At 74.6% G+C, this 24,437-nt stretch carries 21 protein-coding genes; 9 read left to right on the top strand and 12 right to left on the bottom strand.

Going from position 1 to position 24,437, the window contains the following annotated elements; translation table 11 throughout:
* Window positions 1-88: 88 nt before the first annotated feature.
* Both AC5K6T_RS25890 and AC5K6T_RS25885 read left to right on the top strand, forming a co-directional pair.
* Window positions 89-1,633, top strand: a complete 1,545-nt coding sequence (locus tag AC5K6T_RS25890; protein WP_493212695.1) for an alpha/beta hydrolase — start codon at window positions 89-91, stop codon at window positions 1,631-1,633.
* Window positions 1,634-1,952: 319 nt separating this feature from the next.
* Window positions 1,953-3,491: an alpha/beta hydrolase gene (locus AC5K6T_RS25885; RefSeq protein ID WP_493212693.1), complete on the top strand. Its 1,539-nt coding sequence runs from the start codon at window positions 1,953-1,955 to the stop codon at window positions 3,489-3,491.
* A 95-nt stretch (window positions 3,492-3,586) separates the two neighbouring features.
* On the opposite strand, the gene moeZ is transcribed toward AC5K6T_RS25885, so the two are convergent.
* The 7 genes from moeZ to AC5K6T_RS25850 all read right to left on the bottom strand — a co-directional run bounded on the left by moeZ (window position 3,587) and on the right by AC5K6T_RS25850 (window position 12,848).
* Window positions 3,587-4,765 (bottom strand): adenylyltransferase/sulfurtransferase MoeZ, encoded by a 1,179-nt coding sequence (moeZ, locus tag AC5K6T_RS25880; protein ID WP_493212692.1) that lies wholly within the window; start codon window positions 4,763-4,765, stop codon window positions 3,587-3,589.
* A gap of 63 nt (window positions 4,766-4,828) precedes the next feature.
* Window positions 4,829-5,578, bottom strand: coding sequence for a spherulation-specific family 4 protein (locus tag AC5K6T_RS25875; protein WP_493212690.1), 750 nt, complete (start codon window positions 5,576-5,578; stop codon window positions 4,829-4,831).
* Window positions 5,566-6,534 (bottom strand): NAD-dependent epimerase/dehydratase family protein, encoded by a 969-nt coding sequence (locus AC5K6T_RS25870; protein WP_493212688.1) that lies wholly within the window; start codon window positions 6,532-6,534, stop codon window positions 5,566-5,568. Before AC5K6T_RS25870 ends, AC5K6T_RS25875 begins: the two co-directional genes overlap by 13 nt.
* A gap of 175 nt (window positions 6,535-6,709) precedes the next feature.
* The gene (locus tag AC5K6T_RS25865) at window positions 6,710-8,116 is read right to left on the bottom strand and encodes a hypothetical protein (protein WP_493213470.1); all 1,407 of its coding nucleotides are present in this window, start codon (window positions 8,114-8,116) and stop codon (window positions 6,710-6,712) included.
* A 5-nt stretch (window positions 8,117-8,121) separates the two neighbouring features.
* Complete coding sequence (locus AC5K6T_RS25860) at window positions 8,122-9,888, bottom strand: DUF3492 domain-containing protein (RefSeq protein WP_493212686.1); 1,767 nt, start codon at window positions 9,886-9,888, stop codon at window positions 8,122-8,124.
* A gap of 235 nt (window positions 9,889-10,123) precedes the next feature.
* Complete coding sequence (locus AC5K6T_RS25855; protein WP_493212685.1) at window positions 10,124-10,933, bottom strand: DUF3152 domain-containing protein; 810 nt, start codon at window positions 10,931-10,933, stop codon at window positions 10,124-10,126.
* Window positions 10,934-11,831: 898 nt separating this feature from the next.
* Window positions 11,832-12,848, bottom strand: a complete 1,017-nt coding sequence (locus AC5K6T_RS25850) for an alpha/beta fold hydrolase (RefSeq protein ID WP_493212683.1) — start codon at window positions 12,846-12,848, stop codon at window positions 11,832-11,834.
* Window positions 12,849-13,167: 319 nt separating this feature from the next.
* Here AC5K6T_RS25850 and AC5K6T_RS25845 point away from each other — a divergent pair, with 319 nt between their 5' ends.
* The 4 genes from AC5K6T_RS25845 (at window position 13,168) to AC5K6T_RS25830 (ending at window position 15,244) form a co-directional block, all read left to right on the top strand.
* Window positions 13,168-13,401, top strand: coding sequence for an Rv3202a family protein (locus AC5K6T_RS25845; protein ID WP_493212681.1), 234 nt, complete (start codon window positions 13,168-13,170; stop codon window positions 13,399-13,401).
* A gap of 214 nt (window positions 13,402-13,615) precedes the next feature.
* On the top strand, window positions 13,616-14,260 hold the full coding sequence (locus AC5K6T_RS25840) for a TetR/AcrR family transcriptional regulator (RefSeq protein ID WP_493212680.1): 645 nt from the start codon (window positions 13,616-13,618) through the stop codon (window positions 14,258-14,260).
* 231 nt (window positions 14,261-14,491) lie between these two features.
* The gene (locus tag AC5K6T_RS25835; protein WP_493212678.1) at window positions 14,492-14,719 is read left to right on the top strand and encodes a DUF3107 domain-containing protein; all 228 of its coding nucleotides are present in this window, start codon (window positions 14,492-14,494) and stop codon (window positions 14,717-14,719) included.
* 255 nt (window positions 14,720-14,974) lie between these two features.
* Window positions 14,975-15,244, top strand: a complete 270-nt coding sequence (locus AC5K6T_RS25830) for a hypothetical protein (protein ID WP_493212677.1) — start codon at window positions 14,975-14,977, stop codon at window positions 15,242-15,244.
* A gap of 103 nt (window positions 15,245-15,347) precedes the next feature.
* On the opposite strand, the gene AC5K6T_RS25825 is transcribed toward AC5K6T_RS25830, so the two are convergent.
* Window positions 15,348-16,103: a ferritin-like fold-containing protein gene (locus AC5K6T_RS25825; protein WP_493212675.1), complete on the bottom strand. Its 756-nt coding sequence runs from the start codon at window positions 16,101-16,103 to the stop codon at window positions 15,348-15,350.
* Between the two features lie 537 nt (window positions 16,104-16,640).
* On the opposite strand from AC5K6T_RS25825, the gene AC5K6T_RS25820 reads away from it, so the two are divergent.
* Together AC5K6T_RS25820 and AC5K6T_RS25815 are read left to right on the top strand one after the other, a co-directional pair.
* Window positions 16,641-19,145 carry a DEAD/DEAH box helicase gene (locus tag AC5K6T_RS25820; RefSeq protein WP_493212674.1) on the top strand — a complete coding sequence of 835 codons (2,505 nt, stop codon included), beginning with the start codon at window positions 16,641-16,643 and terminating at the stop codon, window positions 19,143-19,145.
* 171 nt (window positions 19,146-19,316) lie between these two features.
* Entirely contained in the window at window positions 19,317-20,207 is an 891-nt protein-coding gene (locus tag AC5K6T_RS25815; RefSeq protein WP_493212672.1) for an alpha/beta fold hydrolase, read from the top strand.
* A gap of 159 nt (window positions 20,208-20,366) precedes the next feature.
* Here AC5K6T_RS25815 and AC5K6T_RS25810 read toward each other — a convergent pair whose 3' ends face one another.
* Window positions 20,367-21,278, bottom strand: a complete 912-nt coding sequence (locus AC5K6T_RS25810; protein ID WP_493212671.1) for an NYN domain-containing protein — start codon at window positions 21,276-21,278, stop codon at window positions 20,367-20,369.
* Between the two features lie 193 nt (window positions 21,279-21,471).
* Between AC5K6T_RS25810 and AC5K6T_RS25805 the strand changes: the two genes are divergently transcribed.
* Entirely contained in the window at window positions 21,472-21,624 is a 153-nt protein-coding gene (locus tag AC5K6T_RS25805; protein ID WP_020136747.1) for a DUF8834 family protein, read from the top strand.
* A 77-nt stretch (window positions 21,625-21,701) separates the two neighbouring features.
* Here AC5K6T_RS25805 and AC5K6T_RS25800 read toward each other — a convergent pair whose 3' ends face one another.
* The 3 genes from AC5K6T_RS25800 to AC5K6T_RS25790 form a co-directional block, all read right to left on the bottom strand.
* Window positions 21,702-22,307 (bottom strand): MarC family protein, encoded by a 606-nt coding sequence (locus tag AC5K6T_RS25800; protein ID WP_493212669.1) that lies wholly within the window; start codon window positions 22,305-22,307, stop codon window positions 21,702-21,704.
* Window positions 22,308-22,409: 102 nt separating this feature from the next.
* Window positions 22,410-23,273 carry a PHP domain-containing protein gene (locus tag AC5K6T_RS25795; RefSeq protein WP_493212668.1) on the bottom strand — a complete coding sequence of 288 codons (864 nt, stop codon included), beginning with the start codon at window positions 23,271-23,273 and terminating at the stop codon, window positions 22,410-22,412.
* Window positions 23,274-23,751: 478 nt separating this feature from the next.
* Window positions 23,752-24,393 carry a DUF6758 family protein gene (locus tag AC5K6T_RS25790; RefSeq protein WP_493212666.1) on the bottom strand — a complete coding sequence of 214 codons (642 nt, stop codon included), beginning with the start codon at window positions 24,391-24,393 and terminating at the stop codon, window positions 23,752-23,754.
* Between the last annotated feature and the right edge of the window lie 44 nt (window positions 24,394-24,437).

Genomic DNA, 24,437 nt, shown 5'->3' with positions numbered 1-24,437 from the left:
GGCGCCCCGCGGTGGCGGCCTGCGGGCCGGGTCCCTCTTACGGCCCCGGGCCCGCGCGGGGCCTGCCGCGCGGCCGCACGATGGGACCATGCCCAAGTCCTGCCGCCTGCGCGCCACCGCCCTGACCGCCACCGCCGTGCTGCTCGCCTCCGTGCTGGCCGGATGCGGCGACGACGCCGGGGACGAGGACCTGACGGCACAGAAGCTGTCCTGGAAGGACTGCCCCGCGCCGTCCCAGGCCGAGGGCGGCGGCGCCTCCCCCTCCCCGCTGCCCGACGGCGACGCGTGGCAGTGCGCCACCATGAAGGCCCCCCTGGACTGGGCCGACCCGGACGGCGACACCATCGGCCTGGCCCTGATCCGGGCCAGGACCTCCGGCCCCGAGGGCGACCGGATCGGCTCCCTCGTCTTCAACTTCGGCGGGCCCGGCGGCTCCGGCGTCTACACCCTGCCCGCCTTCGGCCCCGACTACGCGCAGCTGCGCACCCGCTACGACCTGGTCAGCTTCGATCCGCGAGGCGTCGGCCGCAGCGTCCCCGTGACCTGCCTGAGCGACCAGCAGCTCGACGTCTGGTTCCAGCAGGACGCCACTCCGGACGACGCCGCCGAGCGCTCCGAGCTGCTGGAGGGCACCCGGGACTTCAACGGCGCCTGCGAGGAGCACTCCGAGCGGATCCTGCCCCATGTCCGCACCACGGACGCGGCCCGCGACCTGGACCTGATGCGGCAGGTGCTCGGCGACGACAAGCTGTACTACTTCGGCATCTCCTACGGCACCGAACTGGGCGGCGTCTACGCCCATCTGTTCCCGCGCAACGTCGGCCGTGCCGTCTTCGACGCGGTCGTCGACCCGACCGAGACCGCCGAACAGGGCTCCCTCGGGCAGGCCCGGGGCTTCCAGCGGGCCCTGGAGAACTACGCGGAGGACTGCGTCTCCCAGGTCGAGGACTGCCCGGTCGGCGACAGCGTGCAGGACGTGCAGAACCGCATCGCCACACTGCTGAAGGAACTCGACGCGCAGCCGATCCCGGGTGTCTTCCCGCGCCGGCTGACCCAGACCGCGGCCACCAACGGCATCCTGCAGGCCCTGTACTCGCAGGAGCTGTGGGAGTTCCTCACCGAGGCACTCGACCAGGCCTACGACGGTGACGGGCAGCTGCTGATGGTGCTGTCCGACTCCATGAACGGGCGCAGCGACAACGGGGAGTACAGCAACATCGCCGCGGCGAACACCGCCATCAACTGCTCCGACGACAAGCCCCGCTACAGCGCCGACTACGTGCAGCGCAGGCTGCCCGCGTTCCGGGCCGCCTCACCGCTGTTCGGCGACGCCCTGGCCTGGTCCCTGGTCAGCTGCACCGACTGGGCCGTCCCGGGCGCCGCGGAGCACCCGGACGTGAGCGCGCCCGGATCCGCGCCGATCCTCGTCGTGGGCAACACCGGGGACCCGGCGACGCCGTACGAGGGCGCGCGGCGGATGGTGCAGGCACTGGGCGACGGGGTGGGCGTGGAGCTGACGTACGAGGGGCAGGGGCACGGCGCCTACGACAGCGGCAACGCCTGTGTGCACCGCGCCGTGAACGGCTACCTGCTCGACGGCAAGGTACCGGCGGCGGGAACGGTCTGCTCCTGACCGGGCCGGCCGGGGCCAGGCCGGCCGGGGCCGGGCCGGTCGGAGCGGGGCCAGTCGGAGCGGAGCCGGTCGGGGCCGGACCGCGGACCCGCCGGGCCGTCGCCGGCAGTCAGGCCGGCCACCCGTCCATCCGGCCACCGGTCCATCCGGCCACCCGGCCGACGGGTCGGCGGACCGGCGGGCCGGCCCGTGGGCGAGTCGCAGAACGCGCAGGTCAGCGAGTTTTCCACAGGCTCGCACGAGGCGGACCGCACCCGGCCTACCATGACCCGACAGCCGTTCGCCGCCGGAGTGCGGACGGCCGGAGGGGGGATGTTCCATGCGCCGATTCCCACGGTGGGCCGCAGCGGGTGCCGTGGGCGCGCTGCTGCTCGCGGGCTGTTCCGACGGCGCCTCGCCGCACGGCGGGGACGCCAGGAACGGCGGCGGCACCGCGCCGGCCGCGCCCACGGAGCCGGCGCTGCCCACCTCCCTCACCTCGCAGCGACTTCACTGGGGCACCTGCGGGGGGACCGCCGACTCCGCCGCGCCCGGCGGAGAGTGGCGGTGCGCGACGCTGAAGGTGCCGCTGGACTGGGCGGAGCCTGCGGGCCGGACGATCGGCATCGCGCTGATCCGGGCCGGGGCGAGCGGCGGGGACCGCATCGGCTCCCTGGTGTTCAACTTCGGCGGCCCGGGCGGCTCAGGGGTGACGATGATGCCCTCGTACGCCGCTCGCGTCTCCTCCCTGCGCGAGCACTACGACCTGGTGAGCTTCGACCCGCGCGGCGTGGGCGCGAGCAGGGGCGTCCGCTGCCGGGGCGACCGGGAGATCCAGGCGGCCGAGACGGTGGACCTCACACCGGACACACCGGAGGAGGAGCGCGCCTACCTGGCGGACGCGGCCGACTTCGGCCGGGACTGCGCGCGGGCCGCCGGCCGGCTGATGTCGCACGTGTCGACGACCGACACCGCGCGGGACATGGACCTGATGCGCCGCGTGCTCGGCGACGACCGGCTGCACTACTTCGGCATCTCCTACGGCACGGAGCTGGGCGGCGTGTACGCCCACCTGTTCCCCCGGACCGTGGGCCGGATGGTCCTGGACGCGGTGGTCGACCCCACCGCCGACGCCGTGGGCCACGCGATGAACCAGACCCGGGGCTTCCAGCGGGCGCTCGACGCCTATCTGAAGTCCACCGGGGAGGATCCCGCGACCGGCACGGCGCGCATCGCGAAGCTGCTCCAGCGGCTGGACGCCGAACCGCTGCCCGCCGCCCGCGGACGCGAACTCACCCAGAGCCTGGCGGTCACCGGCATCGTGCTGCCCCTGTACAGCGAGGCGGGCTGGCCGCGTCTGACCGGCGCGCTGGAGGACGCCGCCGACGGCGACGGCTCCGGCCTCCTCGCCCTGGCCGACGACTACAACGAACGGGACGCCTCGGGCCACTACGGCGTCACGGGCCACGCACAGCGTGTGATCTCGTGCCTGGACGACCGGCAGCGTCCGACGCCGGAGCAGGCGAAGGCCGCCCTGCCCGAGTTCGAGCGCATATCCCCCGTCTTCGGCGCCTTCCTGGGCTGGGACACGGCGGGCTGGTGCCACGACTGGCCGGTGCCCGGCCAGCACGACACACCGGAGGTGAGCGCGCCGGGCGCGCCGCCGATCCTGGCCGTCGGCAACACGGGCGACCCCGCGACGCCCTACGAGGGCGCCCGGAGAATGGCCGACGAACTGGGCGAGGGGGTCGGCGTGGTGCTCACCTGGAAGGGCGAGGGCCACAGCGCCTACGGCAAGGGCAGCGCCTGCGTCGACGAGGCGGTCGACACCTACCTCGTCGAGGGCACGCCCCCGAAGGACGGCACGGTCTGCTCATGACCCGCAGGCTTCGCCCGCTCCGGGCGAAGCCCACGGCGTCCGAGGGCCTCGGAGCCGTGGGCCTCGAAGGGCCCGCCGCAGCGGCGGGCCGGGGATCAGTAGACCGGCTTGTGGGGTTCGATCTGGTTGACCCAGCCGATGACTCCGCCGCCGACGTGCACGGCGTCCGCGAAGCCGGCGGACTTCAGGACCGCGAGGACTTCCGCACTGCGGACACCCGTCTTGCAGTGCAAGACGATCTTCTTGTCCTGGGGGAGGGTCTCCAGAGCGCTGCCCATGAGGAACTCGTTCTTCGGGATCAGCCTGGCACCCGGGATGGAGACGATCTCGTACTCGTTGGGCTCGCGGACGTCGATGACCTCGATGCTCTCGCCCTCGTCGATCCACTGCTTGAGCTGCTTGGGAGTGATCGTCGAGTCCAGGGCGGCCGCCTGGGCCTCCTCGGAGACGACGCCGCAGAAGGCCTCGTAGTCGATGAGTTCGGTGACGGTCGGGTTCTCGCCGCAGACCGCGCAGTCGGGGTCCTTGCGGACCTTGACCTGCCGGTACTGCATCTCCAGGGCGTCGTAGATCATGAGCCGGCCGACCAGCGGCTCACCGATGCCCGCGAGGAGCTTGATGGCCTCGTTGACCTGGATGGACCCGATGGACGCGCACAGCACGCCCAGCACGCCGCCCTCGGCGCAGGACGGCACCATGCCGGGGGGCGGGGGCTCCGGGTAGAGGCAGCGGTAGCAGGGTCCGTGCTCGGACCAGAAGACCGAGGCCTGGCCGTCGAAGCGGTAGATGGAGCCCCACACGTACGGCTTGTTCAGCAGCACGCACGCGTCGTTGACCAGGTAGCGGGTCGCGAAGTTGTCGGTGCCGTCGACGATCAGGTCGTACTGGCGGAAGATGTCCATCACGTTGTCGGCCTCGAGCCGCTCCTCGTGCAGGACCACGTTCACGTACGGGTTGATGCCCTTGACGGTGTCACGCGCGGACTCGGCCTTGGAGCGGCCGACGTCGGACTGGCTGTGGATGATCTGGCGCTGGAGGTTGGACTCGTCCACCTCGTCGAACTCCACGATGCCGAGGGTGCCGACGCCCGCGGCGGCCAGGTACATCAGAGCCGGCGAGCCGAGACCGCCGGCGCCCACACAGAGCACCTTGGCGTTCTTCAGCCGCTTCTGCCCGTCCATCCCCACGTCGGGGATGATCAGGTGGCGGGAGTACCGGCGGACCTCGTCTACGGTGAGCTCGGCGGCCGGCTCGACCAGGGGTGGCAGCGACACGGGGACTCCGTTGGTCGGTCGATCACTACGGTTGTTCTCCCCGTAACACTGCCATGGCCTTTTTCATTCCGAGACACCTGTCCCGATCCGCGAGACGATGTCGTCCCAGTAGCCGGGCAGCGACGCCCAGCGGCCGGTCTCCCCGCCGCGGTCGGCCCGGTCGGTGAACCAGATCGTGGCGGCGCCCTGCCAGCGGGCGATGCGCAGCGCCTCGTCGAGGTGACCGCGCGGCACCCCGTGGACGAGGTGGCAGAACCGCTCGGGCGGATGGCCGGCGGTCCACTCCGCCACCTGCGACCAGCGGTAGTCGCTCCACGGCCCGGAGAACGTCACCAGCTGGTCGGCGTCCTCCGCATAGCCCGGATACGGGTGCCGGCCGTGGCCGAGCACCAGGTGCGGGGCGTCCGACTCCGCCCGCAGAGCGGCCAGCACCCGCCGCGCCCCGGGCAGGGCGGCCCGCTCGGCGGGGCAGCGGTCGAGGAGGAAGCCGTCGACCCGGTACCACTCCCGGTAGCGGGCGGCGTCGCAGACCGTGTCGGCGAAGGGCCTGGACCCGTAGGCGGTGTCGAGACGGCCGAGGACGCGGACCCCGGCGGTGTGCAGCCGCCGCACGGTGTGCAGGCAGCGCGGGTCGGGGCGGACCCCGGGCCCGTCGGCCACGTCGAGCACCGCCCAGTGCACGGGCGTCCCCGGCCGGCACAGCTCACCCCACTCGCCCGGGGCGAGCAGCGGGTGGGCGAGTCCGGGTACGCCGAGACCGGTACGCACCCCGGTGCTCGCGCCACCGGCTCTCCTGCTGGTCAGATACGGCATGCCGCCTCCATCCAGATGTCGGCGAGGGACTCCTCCAGGTTGATCCGGGGCCGCCAGCCCAGACGGTCGCGCGCGGTACGCACATCGGCCTGCTGCCAGCCGCCGCAGCCGTCCGGGTAGGGATAGGCGGTGGGCGCCGCGTGGCCCGCGTGGTCGGACTCGCCCCGCGGGTGCCCGATGGCGGGGCGCAGGGCGCCGGGCGGACCCTCGAGTTCGTGCAGGGCGCCGCCGTAGCCGGCGACCCGGGCCAGGACGGCCGCGGCGTCCCGCAGCCGCACGGCACGCCCGGAGCCGATGTTGATCACGCCCTGGGCCGCCGACAGGGACGCTGCGTGCACGGCACGGGCCACGTCGCGCACATCGACGAAGTCGCGCTGGACGCCGAGGCCGCCCAGCTTCAGCTCGCCGTCGCCGGACTGCAGGGCCCGGCGCATCGCCTCGGCGAGGCGGCCGAGCGGCGACCCGGCGGGGGTGCCGGGACCGGCCGGGGAGAAGACCCGCAGCACGACCGCGTCGAGGCCGGAGCCGAGGACGAGTTCGGTGGCCGCGAGCTTGCTGACGCCGTAGGGGCCGCCCGGCCGCGGCACGGCGTCCTCCGCGGTGGAGGAGCCGGGCTGGCTGGGGCCGTACTCGGCGGCACAGCCGATCTGGACCAGGCGGGCACCGCAGCCGCTGCGCCTGAGCGCCTCGCACACGGTGGCGACGGCGACGGTGTTGTGCCGGGTCAGCTCGCGGGCGCCGCCGCGGGTGGCGCCCGCGCAGTTGACGACGACGCCCGGGTGCACCGCGTCCAGGAAGCGGGTGAGCGCGCCCGGACTGCCCGAGGCGAGGTCGAAGCGGACATCGGCGTCGTCGCCGCGGCCGAGCGCGGTGAGCTGGACGGCCGGGTCGGCGAGCAGGCGGTCGGCGACGAAGCGGCCGATGTAGCCGTTGGCTCCGATCAGCAGGACCCTCATCGCTCGACTCCCGGGACGTTCACGCGGCCGGCGACGGGCGCGGGGGCGAGCTCCCCGGGGCGGACGGCGGGGCGGACGGCTGCGGGGGCCGGGGGCCGGTGGGTGGTCATCTGTACGGTTCTCCTTCAGAGCGGGTGGTGCGGGTGGTGCGGATGGGCATGCCCCGGCGGCCCGGTCAGGGCGTCGCCGCCGGTACGGCGTGGGCCGAGGCGAGAGTCAGGGTGCGCCCGGCGTGGACCAGCAGCGCCAGCGCGGCGGCGGCGCAGATCAGCGCGGGTACGCTGCCCGGCCCCCAGGCGGACACGAGCTTCTCGACCGGTACGGCGAGGAGGCCGCAGCCGGGCAGTCGCCCCGCCAGGACACTGGCCACGGCCGCCCCCTCGGCGGCGGCGCACGCGGTGAGCACGGTGGCGGGCGCGTGGGTGAAGCCGTGTGCGGCCAGCAGCCGGGCGAGCAGCAGGAGCGCGCCCAGGGTGAGGGCCTGGGCGTACCCGGCGGGTTCATCCAGCGCCGCCGCACACAGCGCGAGCAGCGCCACCAGGGCGCCGAGGAAGAGGGCGAACGCCCCGAACAGCAGCGGCCGTACGGCGGACACGAAGTCCTCCAGCCCCCGGCTGGCCGTGAGCCGGCGGCGGGCCTCGCTGGTGAACAGGTGCCCGCACCAGACGGCCGGTGCGCAGGCCAGGGCGAGGGCGAGGACCGGCGCGGCGGCGAGCGGCCAGGGCCCGTCGGCGGCACCGGTGGGCAGGGTGTCGGGGCCTTCGGCGACGGCGGAGAGGAGCAGTCCGTCGCCGAGCGCGGCGTAGCCGAGGAGCCAGCCGGTCCACACGCCGGTGCCCCGGTGCGCCGCCGCCGGGCCGCGGCGCACCTGCAGCGGGCCCCGGGCGAGGGCGAAGCGCACGCCGAGCCAGACCGCGAGCACTCCGGCGGCGGCCGCGCACAGCCGGGTCTGCCCGTCGGTCAGGCGCAGCGCGGCCACCGCCGCCGCGCACAGGACGCCCGGCAGCGCGGCCCGCAGCAGAAGCCGGCCGGCGCGGGCCGCGGGCGGTGCGGGGAGGCCGGCCCGGGCCGGTGTGTCGCCGTCGCGCGGGACGCGGGCGTACATCTCCTCGGCGAGGGAGAAGACGTCCCGGTGCCGGAAGCGCCCCGCGGTACGGTCCGTGACGCCGTGCGCCTCCAGGCCCGCCGCGATCTCCAGCGGGTTCACGGCGCGCTCGCACAGGGCCCGGTGGCGGTGCATCAGCCCCTTCACAGGGTCCGCCGCGCCCCTGCGCGGGGCGGCGGGGCGCCGCGCTCCGTCGGTCCCGCCGCTGCGGCGCGCCCGGGCGGCGCCGGACGTGGCGCCGCCCGGCTCAGCCGCCCGGCGCGCGCCGGCGAGCGCGCCCCGCACGCCGCCGTCGTCGCAGCCGTCGCAGCCGCAGCCGCAGCCGCAGATGAGGAGCCGCGCACCGCCGCCGCCCGTTTCCACGGCGGCACCGGAACCGGGTCCGGCGGCGGACCGGGCGGCAGACCGGGGGTCGGCGCCCCCCTCCCCGGTCGCCGCCGGGTCCGTCCGCGCCAGCCCGTCGCGGTCCCGCTCCATGCCGCTCACCGCGCGCCCTCCGTCGCCGCCAGGACACCCCGTACGACGTCCGGCCCCGTGGCCCGGACCGGCGGGCCGGCCGCCCAGCCGGGCACGGGCACCGGCGCCGGGGCGGCCCAGCCGGGGACGACGGCCTCCGCGGGCACCGCGAACGGCAGGGGCCCGCCCGCCTCGTCACAGACCGGCCGGCGCACCGGGCACCGCGCCACGACCTCCAGGTAAATGCCGTGAAATGCCGCGATGTTCTGCTCGACGGTGAACAACTCCAGCGCGCGGGCGCGCGCCGCGGCTCCCAGGCGTGCACGGCGCTCGGGGTCGCGCAGGAGCGACACGCAGGCCTCGGCGAGCGCCCGAGGGTTGCGCGGCGGCACGACGAGCCCGGTACCGCCGATGACCTCCACGACCGCGCCCACGTCCGTCGACACGGTGGCCCGGCCGCAGAGCATCGCCCGGGCGAGGCCGGCCGGGAATCCCTCGACGACGCTGGAGAGGACGACGACGGCGCCGGAGGCGTAGGCGTCGGCGAGGTCGGGGACGTCGGGGCCGCCGATCTCCTCGAAGGAGACGGGGTTGTCGCCGACCGCGTGCGGCCCGTCGGCCTCGTCGGGGAAGAGCTGGGCGGCGAGCGCCCGGCAGTGCGCACGGTAGGCGGCGCCGTCGGCTCCGACCGGGGCACCGATCACCCGCAGCCGGGTCCCGGGCTGCTCCTTGCGGATCTCGGCGAAGGCGTGCAGGAGGGAGACGAGGTCCTTGGCGGGCTCGACGCGGCCGACCCAGACGAGGGTGTCGGGGTCGGCGCTCATCGCTTCCTCACCGACCTCGGCGAACCGTTCGGCGTCCAGCCCCGGGGGGACGGTCCGCAGCTTGGCCCGGTCGGCGCCGCAGCGTTCCTGCCAGCGGCGGACATGGCTGTTGCCGTGGGTCACACAGACGGCGCGCCGGTACGTCTCGGCGGCCAGCCGGACGTGGAAGGCGGCGAGCAGGGCCCGTACGACGGGCGCCTCGTGCGCGCCGGCGGTGAGGAAGTGGCTGCGCAGCCGCACGCCGTACTCGGTGACCAGCAGCGGCACGCCGCAGAAGTGGCGGGCGAGCAGTCCGGGCAGGGCCGCGGGGCCGCCGGACGCGGCGTGGCACAGGTCGACCGCGCCGAGCCCGTCGTCCTCGTACCAGTCCAGCGACAGGGGGCGCAGGGCGCGTTCCAGGTGCGCCACGGCGGCCAGCAGGTCAGGGACCCGGGCCTGGTGGGCGGCGCGCGGGGCGCCGGGCGCACGACAGGCGCGTTCGAGGGCGCGTACGGCGGTCTCGGAGCGCAGCGCTCCTCCCAGTCCCCCTTCGTCGCGGGCGAGTTCGGCGAGCCCGTACAGGGCGCTGGCGAAACGGTCCGCCTGGGCGGTGGACGGCGACGCGTCCTGCGCGGGCGCCGTCCCGGAGCCCGGAGCGCACAGGGCGGCGGCCAGCTCACCGTAGCTGTCGGCGAAGCGGCGCCGGGCCCGCCGGCCGTGGATCCGGCCGCCTCCCGCCGTCCCGGCCGGGTGAGCCTGCGGTCCGCCCCGCCCCGCCGCGCCTGCGGCCGTCCCCAGCGACGCCGTCCGTACCCGGCTGACCTGCGGCGGCAGCGGGACCCAGCCGTCGTCCTCCTGCTGTTCGTCACGGCTGAGCGCGTAGACGTGGAACTCGTGCCGGTCGAGTCCGCGGACGAGACGGTCGCACCAGAGCCCGGCGTCACCGCTCACATACGGATAGCCACCCTCGGTGAGCAGACCGATGCGCACGAGTGCACCCCCTATCTCCCATATCAGGAGCCGCCGTTGACCCGGCGGCTCGCAGCGGGACGAACGTAGACGGACGAGACGGTGGCGCGACGGACGGTTGTCCGTCGCGCCACCGGAAGGGGTGAACGGCCGTAACTTTCGCGCACAGGTCGCGTTCCGTGGCGCTAGGAGACCACCCGCGCACACACGGTGACGGGCGGGCGCCCCGGTCGTCGCCGCACGACCGGGCGGCGGGTCAGCCGCGCGGATACACCCAGGGATTGGGCAGGCAGTGGATGCCGTCGTGGTCCAGGAACTTGGTCTGCTGCTGCATGACGGGCGCCAGTTCGCCGTCCTTGCCGCAGTTCACGTGCGAGTAGCCGAGCCGGTGGCCGATCTCGTGGTTGATCAGCATCTGGCGGTAGCCGTGGATGTCGTCGCCGTACGTCTCCGCGCCCTGCGCCCAGCGATAGGCGTTGATCATCACGCGCTCGGTGGCGGCCGAGTCGCAGGAGACGTTGTCCTCGGTGGTGTCCAGGCCGGACTTGGCGCACCAGTCGGCGGTGGTGCCGGGGCTGGCCAGGGTGATCACGAAGTCGGGCTGCCCGGAGTGGATGCGCTCGAAGGTCCGGCCCCCGCCGTGGGCCCAGCCGCGCCGGTCGTTCAGGGTCTTGGACAGGGCCTGTGCGAACAATTCGCCGTCCAGCGGGAGACCCTGCTCGACGTCCACCCGGTAGGTGATCTTCTGGCCCTGCCCCGGCGCCTTGTCGATGCCGGCGATCGCGTCGAACGTCCCGGACCCGTCCAGGGAGGGGTCCAGCGCGTACTTCCGGTCCATCTTCTGCTCGTACGTGAGCGGTTGCCGACTCGGCGACGTGGTCGGGGTCGGCCGCCCGTCGCCGCGCGAGGCGTAGTCGTGCACGCCGCGGTCGCCGTCGTCGGTCGCCGCCTGCGCGCTCGCGCCGGAGTCGCCCCGCCCGGTGATCTGGCCCGTGACGACCACGGCGAGGACGGTGGTCACCGCGGCGGCGGCGATGCCCGCGAACGCCCGCCCCTTGCGGGCCATGCGCTCCGGCTCACCGCCGTCCACGCCGGTGCCGGGCCGCGCGCCCGTACCCGGCGCGGCCGGGGCGTTCGGGTCCCCGGACCCGGCCGGCGCCGCACGGCGCCCGGGGCCGTCCCCTCCCTCGTCGAACGCCGCGAGGTACTCGTGCCGCGGTCCGCCGGGAGGCGTCCGCCGCTGCCGGGGCAGGGCGGCGCCCGCCTCGGCATCTCCCCCGGCACCTCCCAACTCCCCCCAGCCTCCGCCGGGTTCACGCTGCTCGGGATGCCCACCCCGGGCCCGAGGAACACCCCGCGCGGGGGTCCCGTCGGGAAAGCGGGGCACGCCGTGCGCGGGCGTCCCGCCCGGGTATTGGGGCGTGCCGTGCGCGGGCGTCCCGTCGGGGAGGCGCGGCGTTCCCCGTGCGGGCGTCCCGTCCGGGTATTGCGGCGTGCCGTGCGCGGGCGTCCCGCCCGGGTATTGGGGCGTGCCGTGCGCAGGGGTCCCGTCGGGGAGGCGCGGCGTTCCCTGCGCGGGCGTCCCGTCCGCGAACCGCGGCACCCCGTGGGCAGGCGTCCCGTCCGGACGGGCCCCCGACCAGGGCGATCCGGCATGTGCCGGCCCGGCGAGGCCGGGCGTGCCGCCGGGCGGCCCAAGGGCCCCCGGCCACGACCGGGTCCCCTCGGCGGACGGCACCCCCGGACCGGAGGGCCTTCCGGGAGGCCTGACGTGCGCGGGGTCCGGCGCACCGCCAGGGGCCTGCGGACCCTGCGGAGGGGGCCTCCGGCCCGCGGCGGGCGCATGCCCCGAGGCCTCGTCCTGGGCCCGCGGGTCCTCCGCGGGACGCGCGGCCCCCGGGAACCGCCGGGCGGCAGCGCCTTTCGGCGCGGGACCACGACGGCTGTGGCGTCCCACCCCCGCCTCAGCTCCTCTTGCTCTCGATCGTCTCTTCCGTCGTACGCGTCGTACGCGTCGTACGCCCGGCCCCGTCGGAGTCGGCGAGCAGCTCGCGGAACGCGGTGGCCACCGTCTCGGGGTACTCCATCATGGCGACGTGCCCGGCGTCAGGAAGGGTGAGCAGGCGCGAGTCGCGGAAGGAACGGGCGGCTCTGCGGGCCATACGGTAGCCCACGAGTTGGTCTCGGCCACCGTAGACCAGAAGGGTCGGGGCGAGCACGCGTTCGGCCTGGCGCCACAGTCCGTGCTGGCCACCGAGGGTGTAGGCGTCGACGATGCCGCGCGCGGAACGTGCCATCGCGTCCCAGAAGTACGGCAGCTGCAGCCGCCGCTCCATCTCCTCGACGGCGTGCCGGAAGCCGTCGGGAGTCACTCGTCCGGGGTCTCCGTAACACAGGGCCAGGACCCCCCGGACCCGCTCCTCCGCCGACCAGTCCCGGGTGAACCGGGTGAACAGGCCGGCCACGCCGGGCAGCGCGAGCAGCGCGGTCGGTACGGCGCTGCGCTGGACGCGGAGCTCGGGCAGCGCGGGCGAGACCAGCGTGAGGGTGCGCACCAGGTCGGGCCGTACGGCGGCGACGCGGGTGGAGACCGCGCCGCCGAGGGAGTTGCCGAGGAGGTGCACCGGGCCGCGTCCGGAGGCGTCGAGGTAGCGGATGACCGCGCGGGCGTGCCCGGTGACGGAGTAGTCGCCGTCGTCCGGCGGCGGGGAGTCGCCGAAGCCCGGCAGATCGAGCGCCTCGCACGCGACGACGCCGTCGAGCAGTTCCATCAGCGCCGACCAGTTCTGCGAGGAGCCGCCGAGACCGTGGACGTACAGCGCGGGCGGCAGGCTCTCCGCGGCGGGCGGCCGCGACCGCACGGTGAGCGTCACGCCCGGGAACGCGACGGACCGCAGCCGTTCACCGTCGGCGACCCGGACAGGCGGCGTCTTCGGCGGCACGCTCGCGGTCGGCACGGGAGGCAGCTCGGTCGAAGACATGCGGCAATGTTACGAGACGATCACGTAGCGACTCATGCGTTCGCCTGTGTTCGCCGTCACAGCATCCGCACGCCCTCCCGCGCACGCACGGGAGCGAGCACCCCCGTCGCGCACGCGCGGCGAGCCCGGCCTCCCCCATCCGCGAGGACCGCCCCGCCCGCCCCTTCCGCGACGACCGCCCCGCCCGTCGCACACCGTGCACGCGGATCGCATAGCGTCCGGATCGCGCGTCTCCTACGCTCGTACCTGGGGCACCCGAGTGTGACCCCCGCCTCTGCCCCGGGGACGTTCACAGGCGCACGCAGGAAGGGAGCCCACCATGGCCGTCGACCCCACCGACCCCGACACGTTCGAGGGCGAGGAGGAGCGGGAGAACGAGGGCATCGAGGACATCGACGTGGAGGCGCCCGAGGCCGACGCCGTCGAGCAGCACGCCGACGTCACCCCGGAGCACGACGAGCCGCCGGCCGGGGCCGACCGGGACCGGGCCGCCGAGGCGGACCTGATCGAGCAGGCCCGCACCGTCTCCCTCGACGAGGACGACTACCGCTGACACCGGCCACTCCCGCCCGACCTCCGACCGGTCCGGCTTCCGGGCTGGACAAAGACGGCATTCTGCCCCTTGTGTTCCGGTTCGAAACCATCTGCACGGCTTTCGCCGTCGTCCGGTCCATGAAATTCTGCGCTCGCACCGCGCACACCACGGTTACCGAAAAGTACGATGGCGGCGCGGCGCACACCGCATGTGGACGATCTTGGGAGGCGGCGTGACAGCCATCGAGCAGACAGAGGCGGCACGCCCGCGAGGCACGCGCCTGCCGCGCCGTGCCCGACGGAACCAGCTGCTGGGTGCCGCCCAGGAAGTCTTCGTGGCCCAGGGCTACCACTCGGCCGCGATGGACGACATCGCCGAGCGGGCCGGGGTCAGCAAGCCGGTGCTCTACCAGCACTTCCCGGGCAAGCTCGACCTCTACCTCGCCCTGCTGGACCAGCACTGCGAGTCCCTCATCCAGGCCGTGCGCAGCGCGCTGGCGTCGACGACCGACAACAAGCACCGCGTGCGGGCTACGATGGACGCCTACTTCGCGTACGTCGAGGACGACGGCGGCGCCTTCCGCCTGGTCTTCGAGTCGGACCTGACGAACGAGCCCGCCGTGCGCGAGCGCGTCGACAAGGTCACCAACGACTGCGCCGAGGCGATCTGCGAGGTCATCGCCGAGGACACCGGGCTGTCCCAGGCCGAGTCGATGCTGCTCGCCTCGGGGCTGGGCGGCCTCGCCCAGGTGGTCGCCCGGTCCTGGCTGCACAGCGACCGCACCGTGCCGCGCGACCAGGCGGTCCAGCTGCTCGCCTCGCTGGCGTGGCGGGGCATCGCGGGCTTCCCGCTGCACGGCACCGAACAGCACCACTGACAACACGGCACCACCGACGACACCGACCGCGACACCCGCGCCCGGGACAGGCACCAGCTCCGGCACCCGGACCGGCCTCGCACGGCCGCCGCGGCCGCCGGTTCCGTTCCCGGCGGGTGTTCGCTCCTGGCGTGGCCGCGCGGACCGACTCCGTCCCCTCACCGGGCTAATGTGTGCTGCGTACGGCGCGGAGATCCGCGCACTTCACTGACCGTTCGGAGGGACATAGCCGTGGAGGTCAAGATCGGCGTGCAGCACGCGCCTCGCGAGATCGTGCTGGAGAGCGGTCAGACGCCCGATGAGATCGAGGCCATCGTGGCCGAGGCGCTGTCCGGCAAGTCACAGCTGCTGAGCCTGGTGGACGAGCACGGCCGCAAGGTCCTGGTCCCGGCCGACCGCCTCGCCTACGTCGAGCTCGGCGAGCCCGCCCCCCGCAAGGTGGGCTTCGGCGCGCTGTAGGGCGCGTCGGCGCCTCGGACGGTGCGCGTCGGCGCCCGTCCCGCAGGCCGCGGGGCGGCCCGCCGGCGGAGCCGGCAGGCGTCCGGCGGCGCCCCTGAGCAAACACCCCGAGGGCCCGGTGACGCAGGTCACCGGGCCCTCGGGCGGCTCCCGCCCGAAAGGCGCACACACCCGTCGGCCGAGGATTGAATTCCGCAGGTCAGGGGTAGACCGACGACGACCAGCACAACGCCGGCGGCGCGGGAGGAACTCTCGATGATCTTGGCAGCGCTCGGCTCCGCACTTCTCGGCCTCGCCCTGGCATGGGCCGCGGCGCTCCGCCTCCCGCACCGGCTTCCCGCCCGCCCTCTGGTGCTGTCCACCGGAGTGGCCGGGGCCCTCTTCGGCCACCTCATCGTGCACGGCGCGCTGGACTCCGCGGGCACCGCGCTGAGCCTGCTGGGCGCCCTGATCGTCTCGGCGGCGTCCCTGTCGCTGCTGATCCGGCCGTCAGGGAGACTGCGGCGACGATCCCTGGCGGCCTGACCCGCGGCGGCCGCCGGACCGGGGGCGGCCTCCCCGGCCCGCCCCGCCCCGTCGGCCCTCCCCGCCCCGTCCGCCCGCCACGGGCCGCCGTCCCGGCGAGGCGCTACGCGGCCAGCCCCAGGGCGGCCATCCGCTTGGTGTGCGCCTCGGTGATCCGCGAGAACATCCGGCCGACCTCGGCGAGGTCGAACCCGTCCGCGACCCCGCCCACCAGCATCGTGGACAGCGCGTCCCGCTCCGCGACCACGCGCTGCGACTGCGACAGCGCCTCCCCCATCAGCCGCCGCGCCCACAGCGCGAGCCGGCCGCCCACCCGCGGGTCGGCGTCGATGGCGGCCCGCACGCGCTCCACCGCGAACCCCGCGTGGCCGGTGTCGTCGAGCACGCCCAGCACCAGCGAGCGGGTGTCCGCGTCGAGCCGCGCCGCCACCTCGCGGTAGAAGTCACTCGCGATCGAGTCGCCGACGTATGCCTTGACCAGGCCCTCCAGCCAGTCCGACGGTGCCGTCTGCCGGTGGAAGCCGTCCAGCGCGGCGACGAACGGCTGCATCGCCTCCGTCGGCTCCGCGCCGATCTCCGTCAGCCGGTCCCGCAGCCGCTCGAAGTGGTGGAACTCCGCCGACGCCATCTTCGCCAGCTCCGCCTTGTCCGCCAGTGTCGGCGCCAGCTTGGCGTCCTCCGCCAGCCGCTCGAACGCCGCGAGCTCCCCGTACGCGAGCGCGCCCAGCAGGTCCACGACCGCGGCACGGTACTGCGGGTCGGCGGAGGCCGCCGCCCAGTCCTGGGCGGCGATCCCGGTGGGTGCGGCGGCGGTGTCGGAAGCGTGGTCAGGCTTGTCAGAGCTCGTCATGAAGCGCACAATAGCCCGCCCACCGCACAAGGGAAGTCCCTGGTCAGTCACTGTGCCCCCGGCCACGCGCCGAGCCCCGTCCACGGGTGTGACGACGACAACGTGACCGAATCGGCCATCGCGTGTGCGCCGATCCGGGGTATGGTGGTAATGCGCCTGCTGGTACGAAGGTGTGTCCGACGCGTCGGACATGCCGTGCCTCGACAGGCCGCACGCATGAGGATGCCCGGTCGGTGGCCCGATCGGCTCCGACCCGACAGCCCTCCCACCCGACCGTACGGCACTGCGCGTACGGCGTATGGAGGGGGACACCTTCAGCGGTACGAGCGCTAGAGCGTCGGCAGCGGTCCCGTGCCCCACGGCCAGCCCGTGAGGCGCGCCGACGTCCCCCCGGCACGGTCAGACCCGGCCCCCGCGCTCGCCTCGCGCCGCGCACACAGAAGAGGCAGCACCCTGACTACGACGTTCCGAGAGCTCGGGATCCTCCCCGAGACCGCCGAGGCCCTGGAAGCCGTCGGCATCGTCACCCCCTTCCCCATCCAGGAGATGACCCTCCCCGTCGCCCTCTCCGGCACGGACGTCATCGGACAGGCCAAGACCGGCACCGGCAAGACGCTCGGCTTCGGCCTCCCCCTCCTCGAACGCGTCACCGTCCCCGCCGACGTGGAGGCCGGGCGCGCCCGGCCCGAGGACCTCACCGACGCCCCGCAGGCGCTTGTCGTCGTGCCCACCCGCGAGCTGTGCACACAGGTCACCAACGACCTGCTCACCGCCGGCAAGGTGCGCAACGTGCGGGTCACCGCCATCTACGGCGGCCGCGCCTACGAGCCCCAGGTCGAGGCCCTGAAGAAGGGTGTCGACGTCGTCGTCGGCACCCCGGGCCGGCTGCTGGACCTCGCCGGACAGCGCAAGCTCGACCTCAGCCGGGTCAAGTCCCTCGTCCTGGACGAGGCCGACGAGATGCTCGACCTGGGCTTCCTGCCCGACGTCGAGAAGATCATCGGCATGCTCCCGGCCCGGCGCCAGACCATGCTGTTCTCGGCGACCATGCCCGGCGCGGTGATCGGCCTGGCCCGCCGCTACATGACGCAGCCCACCCACATCCGCGCCTCGGACCCGGCCGACGAGGGCATCACCCAGAAGAACATCAAGCAGTTCGTCTACCGGGCGCACTCCATGGACAAGCCCGAGATGGTGGCCCGGATCCTCCAGGCGGAGGGCCGGGGGCTGGCCATGGTGTTCTGCCGGACCAAGCGGACCGCGGCCGACATCGCCGAGCAGCTCCAGCGGCGCGGCTTCGCCTCCGGCGCCGTGCACGGCGACCTCGGCCAGGGCGCCCGCGAGCAGGCGCTGCGCGCCTTCCGCAACGGCAAGGTCGACGTCCTCGTCTGCACCGACGTCGCCGCCCGCGGCATCGACGTCGAGGGCGTCACGCACGTCGTCAACTACCAGTCACCCGAGGACGAGAAAACGTACCTGCACCGCATCGGCCGTACCGGCCGCGCGGGCGCGTCGGGTACGGCGATCACGTTCGTCGACTGGGACGACATCCCCCGCTGGCAGCTGATCAACAAGGCGCTGGAGCTGGACTTCAACGACCCGGTCGAGACGTACTCCACGTCCCCGCACCTGTTCGAGGAACTCGGCATCCCGGCCGGCACCAAGGGTGTGCTGCCCCGCTCGGAGCGCACCCGCGCCGGGCTGGCGGCCGAGGAGCTGGAGGACCTGGGTGAGCCCGGCGGACGCGGCCCGCGTGGTCGCGGCGGGCGCGGCGGACGGGACGAGTCCCGGGCCGCCGAGCGCGAGCGGACCCCCCGTACGCCGCGCCGCAGGCGCCGCACCCGCGGCGGCGCCCAGCTGTCCGACGGCAGCGCGGCGGCTCCGGCCGCACCCGCCGAGACGGCCCCGGCACCCGTGGGCGAGGAGGACGGCGGGCCGCGCACCCCGCGCCGTCGCCGTCGTACCCGTGGCGGCGCCGGCACGCCGGTGACCGCCGTGCCCGCACCGGTGGAGGCCGAGACCGCGGTCGACACCGCGGAAGGTCCCGCCCTCGCCGAGGCGCCCGAGGCCGCGGTGGCCCCGGACACCCTCGCGAACCCGCGCCGTCGCCGGACGCGCCGGCCGGCCGAGCAGACGCCGGCCGCCGCCGAGGCCACCCCGGCAGCGGCTCCCGCAGCGGTCCAGGTGGCGGAGGCGACCGAGGCGAGCGCCACCGCGACCGACCTGGTGACGGACCCGGTGACCGAGGCGGCCCCCGCCGTCACCAAGCCGCGCCGCACCCGCAAGAAGGCCGCCACGGCGACCGACCAGGCGACCGACCAGGTGACCGAGGCGACGACCGAGGCGACGACCGAGGTCGACACCGCCGAAGCCAAGCCCAAGCGCACCCGCAAGGCCACCGCGACGGCCGCCACGGCCCCCGCGGCCGCCGAAGCCGTCGCCACGGCCGAGGGCACCGAGGCCAAGCCCAGGACGCGCCGCACCCGCAAGGCCACCACCACGGCCACCACCACAGCCACCGCGGCCGACACCGAGGCACCCGCCACGGCCGAGGACGCGCCCATCAGGCCGAAGCGCACCCGCAAGACGGCCGCGGCCCCGGCGGAGACCGCCGAAGCCGCGGAGACCAAGCCGCGCCGCACCCGGAAGAAGGCCGCCACGGCGACCGACCAGGCGACCGACCAGGCGACCGAGGCGACGACCGAGGTCGACACCGCCGAAGCCAAGCCCAAGCGCACCCGCAAGGCCACCGCGACGGCCACCACGGCCCCCGCGGCCGCCGAAGCCGTCGCCACGGCCGAGGGCACCGAGGCCAAGCCCAGGACGCGCCGCACCCGCAAGGCCACCACCACGGCCACCGCGGCCGACACCGAGGCACCCGCCGCCGGGATCCCGGCCCAGGCCACACAGGAGGCGGCAGCCGCCGAGACGGGGCCGCGCCGCACCCGCAAGGCGGCCGCCGGGCAGGAGGCCGACGAGGCGGCCGAGGCGAAGCCGCGGACGCGGCGCACGCGCAAGGCCGCGGCAGCCGCCGAGCCCGCCGAGGGCTGACGGAGGGCGGCACAAGGTCTGGGCCGGCCGACCGCCGGCCGTGACGGGCCGAAGGGCACCCGAGCGGAACGCGCCGACGGCTCGTCCGTCCGAGTCCGACGGGCCGGTTCCCGCACCCGCGGGGGCCGGCCCGTCGGCCTTCCGCCGGCCGCCGCCCGTTACCCTCACCCCGTGAGCAAGCCTCCTTCCCTGTCCCCGCCGCGGGGCGCCCGCGCCTACCGCCTGGGCACCGCCCGCGGTGACTTCGCGGTGATCGACCACGGCGCCGCGACCGGCGCCCCGGCCAGGGGCGTGGTCCTGCTGCTGCCGGGCTTCACGGGCAGCAAGGAGGACTTCCTCCTTCTCCATGAGCCGCTCGCGGCCCGCGGCTACCGCACGGTCGCGGTGGACGGCCGCGGACAGTTCGAGTCGGCGGGCCCGTGCGACGACGAGTCGGCGTACGCCCAGCGGGAGCTGGCCCGGGACGTCCTCGCCCAGGCGGCGGCACTGACCGGCGGCCACCGGGACGGCCCGCTGCATCTGCTCGGGCACTCCATGGGCGGCCAGGTCGCCCGCGCGGCCGTGCTGCTGGACGACTCGCCCTTCACCTCCCTCAGCCTCGTCTCCTCCGGCCCGGCGAGCATCTCGGCCTCGCAGCAGGAGCGGGTGCGGCTGCTGCGCGAGGCGCTCGCGGCGATGACCATGGCGGAGGTGTGGGAGGCGATACAGGCGATGGGCCCGCCGGAGGACGTCGGGGGTCCCGCGCGGGGCGTGGGCGACGAGGAGCATCTGCGCCGCCGCTGGCTGGGACACCGGCCCGCGCAGCTCCGCGCCACCGGCGAGCAGCTGTGCGAGGAACCCGACCGCGTCGCCGAGCTCGCCGCGCTCCGGCTGCCGCTGCATGTGCTGTCCGGCGCGAGGGACGACGCCTGGCCGGTACCGCTGCTGGACGAGATGGCCGTCCGGCTGGGCGCGCGCCGCACCGTCGTCGAGGGCGCCGAGCACTCGCCGAACGTGGAGCGGCCCGAGCCGACCGCGCGGGCCCTGGCCGACTTCTGGGACGACCACCCGCACCGCGCCTGACGGCCGCCAGCGCGCCGGACCACCACGCCACCACGCCACCGGACCGGACCGGCCACCGGACCGGCCACCGGATCGGCCACCGGACCGGCCACCGGATCGGCCACCGGACCGGCCACCGGACCGACCGCACCACCGGCCCCGGCCCACCCGGGGAGGTCCTCAGTACTGGGTCTGCACGTGCTCCCAGAAGCCGTCCCGCAGCACCCGCCGCAGGTCCGCCTGCCCGCGCAGGGAGTACTGGAGCACGCTCTCTGCCTCGACGAGCAGGTCCTGGTCGACCGACCCGGGCAGATACGGATGCCCCGGCAGCAGCTCCGCCAGCGCGTCCCGGCCCCGCTCGGCCAGCCACCTCGCGGCGATCTGCGCGCCGACGAAGCGGACCTCCTCGCGTCCGGGCCGCCCGGCGGGCGCGGCGCCGGGCTCGAAGACGGGCACGGTACGGCGGCTGACGTAGGGCTTGAAGAAGTCGAGGTCGAGGGTGCGCTGGCTGTCGACCTCCCAGAGCAGCGGCTCGGCCTGGTTGCGGCCCTCCGGCGCCTCGATGCCCCACAGGTGGACCCGGGCACCGTAGCCCTGGGCCGCCTCGACCGCGGAGACCAGGTCCTCGTCACCGCCGAGGAGAGCGGCGTCGCTGATGGCGCGGTGCCGGGCGAGGGACTCCAGGTCGGTCCTGATCAGGGAGTCGACGCCCTTCTGCTGGTTGTTGGCGTTGAGGTTGCCCAGCCGGACCTTGACGTCGGGGAGTTCCGCGATGGACTGCTGCTCGGCGGTGTGGATCCGGCGCCGGGCACCGTCGTACCAGTAGACGCGGAGCAGCCTGCTGTCGGCGAACACGGAGCGGGCCCGGTCGATCAGCGCCTCGATCAGCCCCTCGGCGTCCAGTTCGAAGGAGCGCCGGTCCTCGGTGCCGGCGACGAGCCGCCCCGCGGCCGCGTACAGGTATCCCGCGTCGACGAAGATCGCGTGGGTGGAGGGGGTCTTCGCCACCTCTGCCAGCATGCGCCGGAGGAGGTCGTTGGTGCGGTCGATGCGGGCGGCGAGGAGGGCGAGGTCGGCGGCGTCGTCGTTCATCGCCTCCATTGTCCCGGCCGTCACACTGCGAACACAACCGTTGCCCCTCGGTCCGGGCACACCTCTTACTCGCTAGTAATTAGTCGTTCGAAAAATTTCTTTAGCGTAGGGAATGTTTGTAACACGCACGTCGTTGACTCCCTGTGTACGCAGCAATTCTCCGCAGGAGGATGACCAGACGAAGGGAGAAGCCTTGCGCTTCGAAATCATGCGACTCGACGACGTCGACGGAACGCCCGTGGACAGCACCGTCGTGGACGCCGCCTCCGTCAACCGGATCGTTCAGCAGGCCGCCGCGATCGGACAGCGCCTGTGGATCCGCCCGGCCGACACCACGGCCTCATAGCGGCGGGTCCCGACCACCACGCTCCGGAGCCCCGTACGGCAACCAGGCCGTACGGGGCTCCGTCTGTACGGGCGGGCTCAGGCGCCCCGGATCACCTGCGTGACCCCGTTGATGATCTGCTGCACGGCGATCGCGGACAGCATCATGCCCGCCAGCCGGGTGACGAGGACCACGCCGCCGTCCTTGATGACCCGGATGATCAGCAGCGAGTAGCGCATCACCAGCCACAGCACCACATGGATGGCGAGGATCGCCGCCCACACCGACACCTGCGTCGCCACCCCGTCGGCCTTCTGCACGGCCAGGATCACGGACACGATGGCGCCCGGCCCGGCCAGCAGGGGCATCCCCAGCGGTACGAGCGCGACGTTGACGTCCTTGGTCGCCTTCGGTTCGTCCGTCTTGCCGGTGAGCAGGTCGAGGGCGATGAGCAGGAGCAGCAGGCCGCCCGCGATCATCAGCGCGGGGACGGAGACATGCAGGTAGTCGAGGATCTGATGGCCGAGCAGGCCGAACACGGCGATCACCCCGCCCGCCACGCACACGGCCTGGAACGCCATGCGCTTCTGCACCTTCGCGGGGCGGCCCGCGGTGAGCGCGAGGAAGATCGGGGTGATCCCGGGGGGATCCATGATGACGAAGAGGGTCAGGAACAGGGAGCCGAAGACGGCGACGTCGAACATGGGAGAAGACAGGCCTTGCTGAGGAACGGGGCAGGGGAACGGGCGCCGGGGGCGGCGGACGGGAACGTGCGGGTCGTGCGTCGGAGGCGGGGCCTCGCGCGGTCAGGCCCCGGGCCCGCCCGCACCCGGGACCGGGAACGCGCCCGTCGCACGCCGGGTGATCTCCCCGTACACCTCGGGGTCGGTGGTGAACGCGCCGAGGGCGACCGTCTTGCGGCTGCCGTGGTAGTCGCTGGACCCGGTGGCCAGCAGCCCCAGCTCCCCGGCCAGTCCGCGCAACCGGGCCCGGGTGTCCGGGTCGTGGTCCATGTGATCGACCTCGATGCCGGCCAGACCGGCCTCGGCGAGCGCCGCGATGGTGGATTCCGGCACCGTCCGGCCTCGCTCGACCGCGGCCGGGTGCGCGAACACCGTGACCCCTCCGGCGTTCCCGACCAGCCGGATCGCCTCGAAGGGGTCCGTCTCGTGCTTCTCGACGAACGCCCGGCCGCCGTCGGCCAGCCACTGCTCGGTGAACGCGTCGCTCACGGTGGGCACGACACCCAGTTCGACCAGGGCGGTGGCCAGGTGCGGACGCCCCACGGAACCGTCCCCCGCGATCCGCGCGACCTGCTCCCAGGTCACCGGCACACCGAGGCCGTTCAGCTTGGCGATCATGCCCTTGGCGCGTGGTACCCGGTCGTCCCGCACCAGCTCCCGCTCGGCGAGCAGCGCCGGCTCCTCGGGGTCGAACAGGTAGGCCAGCAGGTGCATGCTCACGCCGTCGACGCGGCAGGAGAGTTCGGCCCCGGTGACCAGCGTGAGCCCGGCGGGCAGCGCGGCGACGGCCTCGGCGTGGCCCCGGGTGGTGTCGTGGTCGGTCAGCGCGATGACGTCCAGCCTGGCCGCGGCGGCGCGTCGCACCAGCTCCGCGGGGGTGTCCGTGCCGTCGGACGCGGTGGAGTGGGTGTGCAGGTCGATACGCACGACGCGACTCCAGGGCGGTGGCGGGCGGACGGGGACACCCAAGGATAACCGGCCCGCCACCCCCTCATGTCACACCCGCACGGCCGCAGCGCCCTTTACACCCGACGGGCACACCCGACGGCCACACCCGGCGCCGAAGCCCGGCCACCGTCCCCCGAAGACACCGACGACACCGACGACACCGACGACACCGACGGACGACAGACGCCAGACGCCCAGACGCCCAGACGACGGACGACCGGCGACGGACGACCGGCGACGGACGACGGACGACGGACGACGGACGACGGACGACGGACGACGGACGACGGACGACGGAAACGACAGAATGACGGACGAAACCGACCACGGACGAAACCGACCACGGGCGAAACCGACGGCGGGACCCGACCGCCCCGTCCGGCGGCACCGGACGGCACCCGGCGGCCCCCACAGCCGGCCCGGCCCCCGCACTCCGTGCCGCCGCGACGCGACGCCGCTACGGCTCCATCAGCCGCGGCGACAACGCCCCGCAGGGCACCAGCTCCACCTCGGCCCCGGCATCCCGCAGGTCGGCCAGCACCATGTCCTCGTACATCAGCAGCCCCGACTGCTCGGGCCACACCACGGCCCAGAGCCACAGCCCGAGTGCCTCCCCCGCGAAGACGGCCCGGTCGTCGGGGGTGCCGGCGACGTGCCACAGCGGCGTGGGCCGCCCGGCCGCGAGCACCTTCGCCTGCGGCGGCTTCTCCACGTCCAGATACGGTCCGGGGTCGGGGCCGCCGATACCGGCGTACCGTGCGCCGAGACCCACGCCGAGCTCCTCCGCGACCAGGATCAGCTCGCCCATCCCGCCGAGCGGGCCGGGACCGGAGCACGCCACCGCCGTCGCGCGACCGCCACCGCGGTCGTCACCGGCACTCGCCACGCCCGTGAACAGCCAGCCGACCGGCAGCGGCCACGGCATCCACACGGGCACCTTGGTGCGGTGCACCACCACGCCGAGTGCCTCGACGCTCGGCGGGATCACGGGCTGCACCGGATGCACCGTGCCGTGGACGTCGCACTGCCAGGAATCGGCGAAGAGACCGGGAGCCCTGACCCGGCCACCGCACTTCGGGCAACTGGGTTCGCCCCTCATAGGGCTCCACGGTCCTACCCCGGCACCGTCCCGTCAAGGACGAT

The organism is Streptomyces sp. B8-7, assembly GCF_058833805.1.
This window is presented reverse-complemented; position numbering and strand designations above follow the sequence as displayed.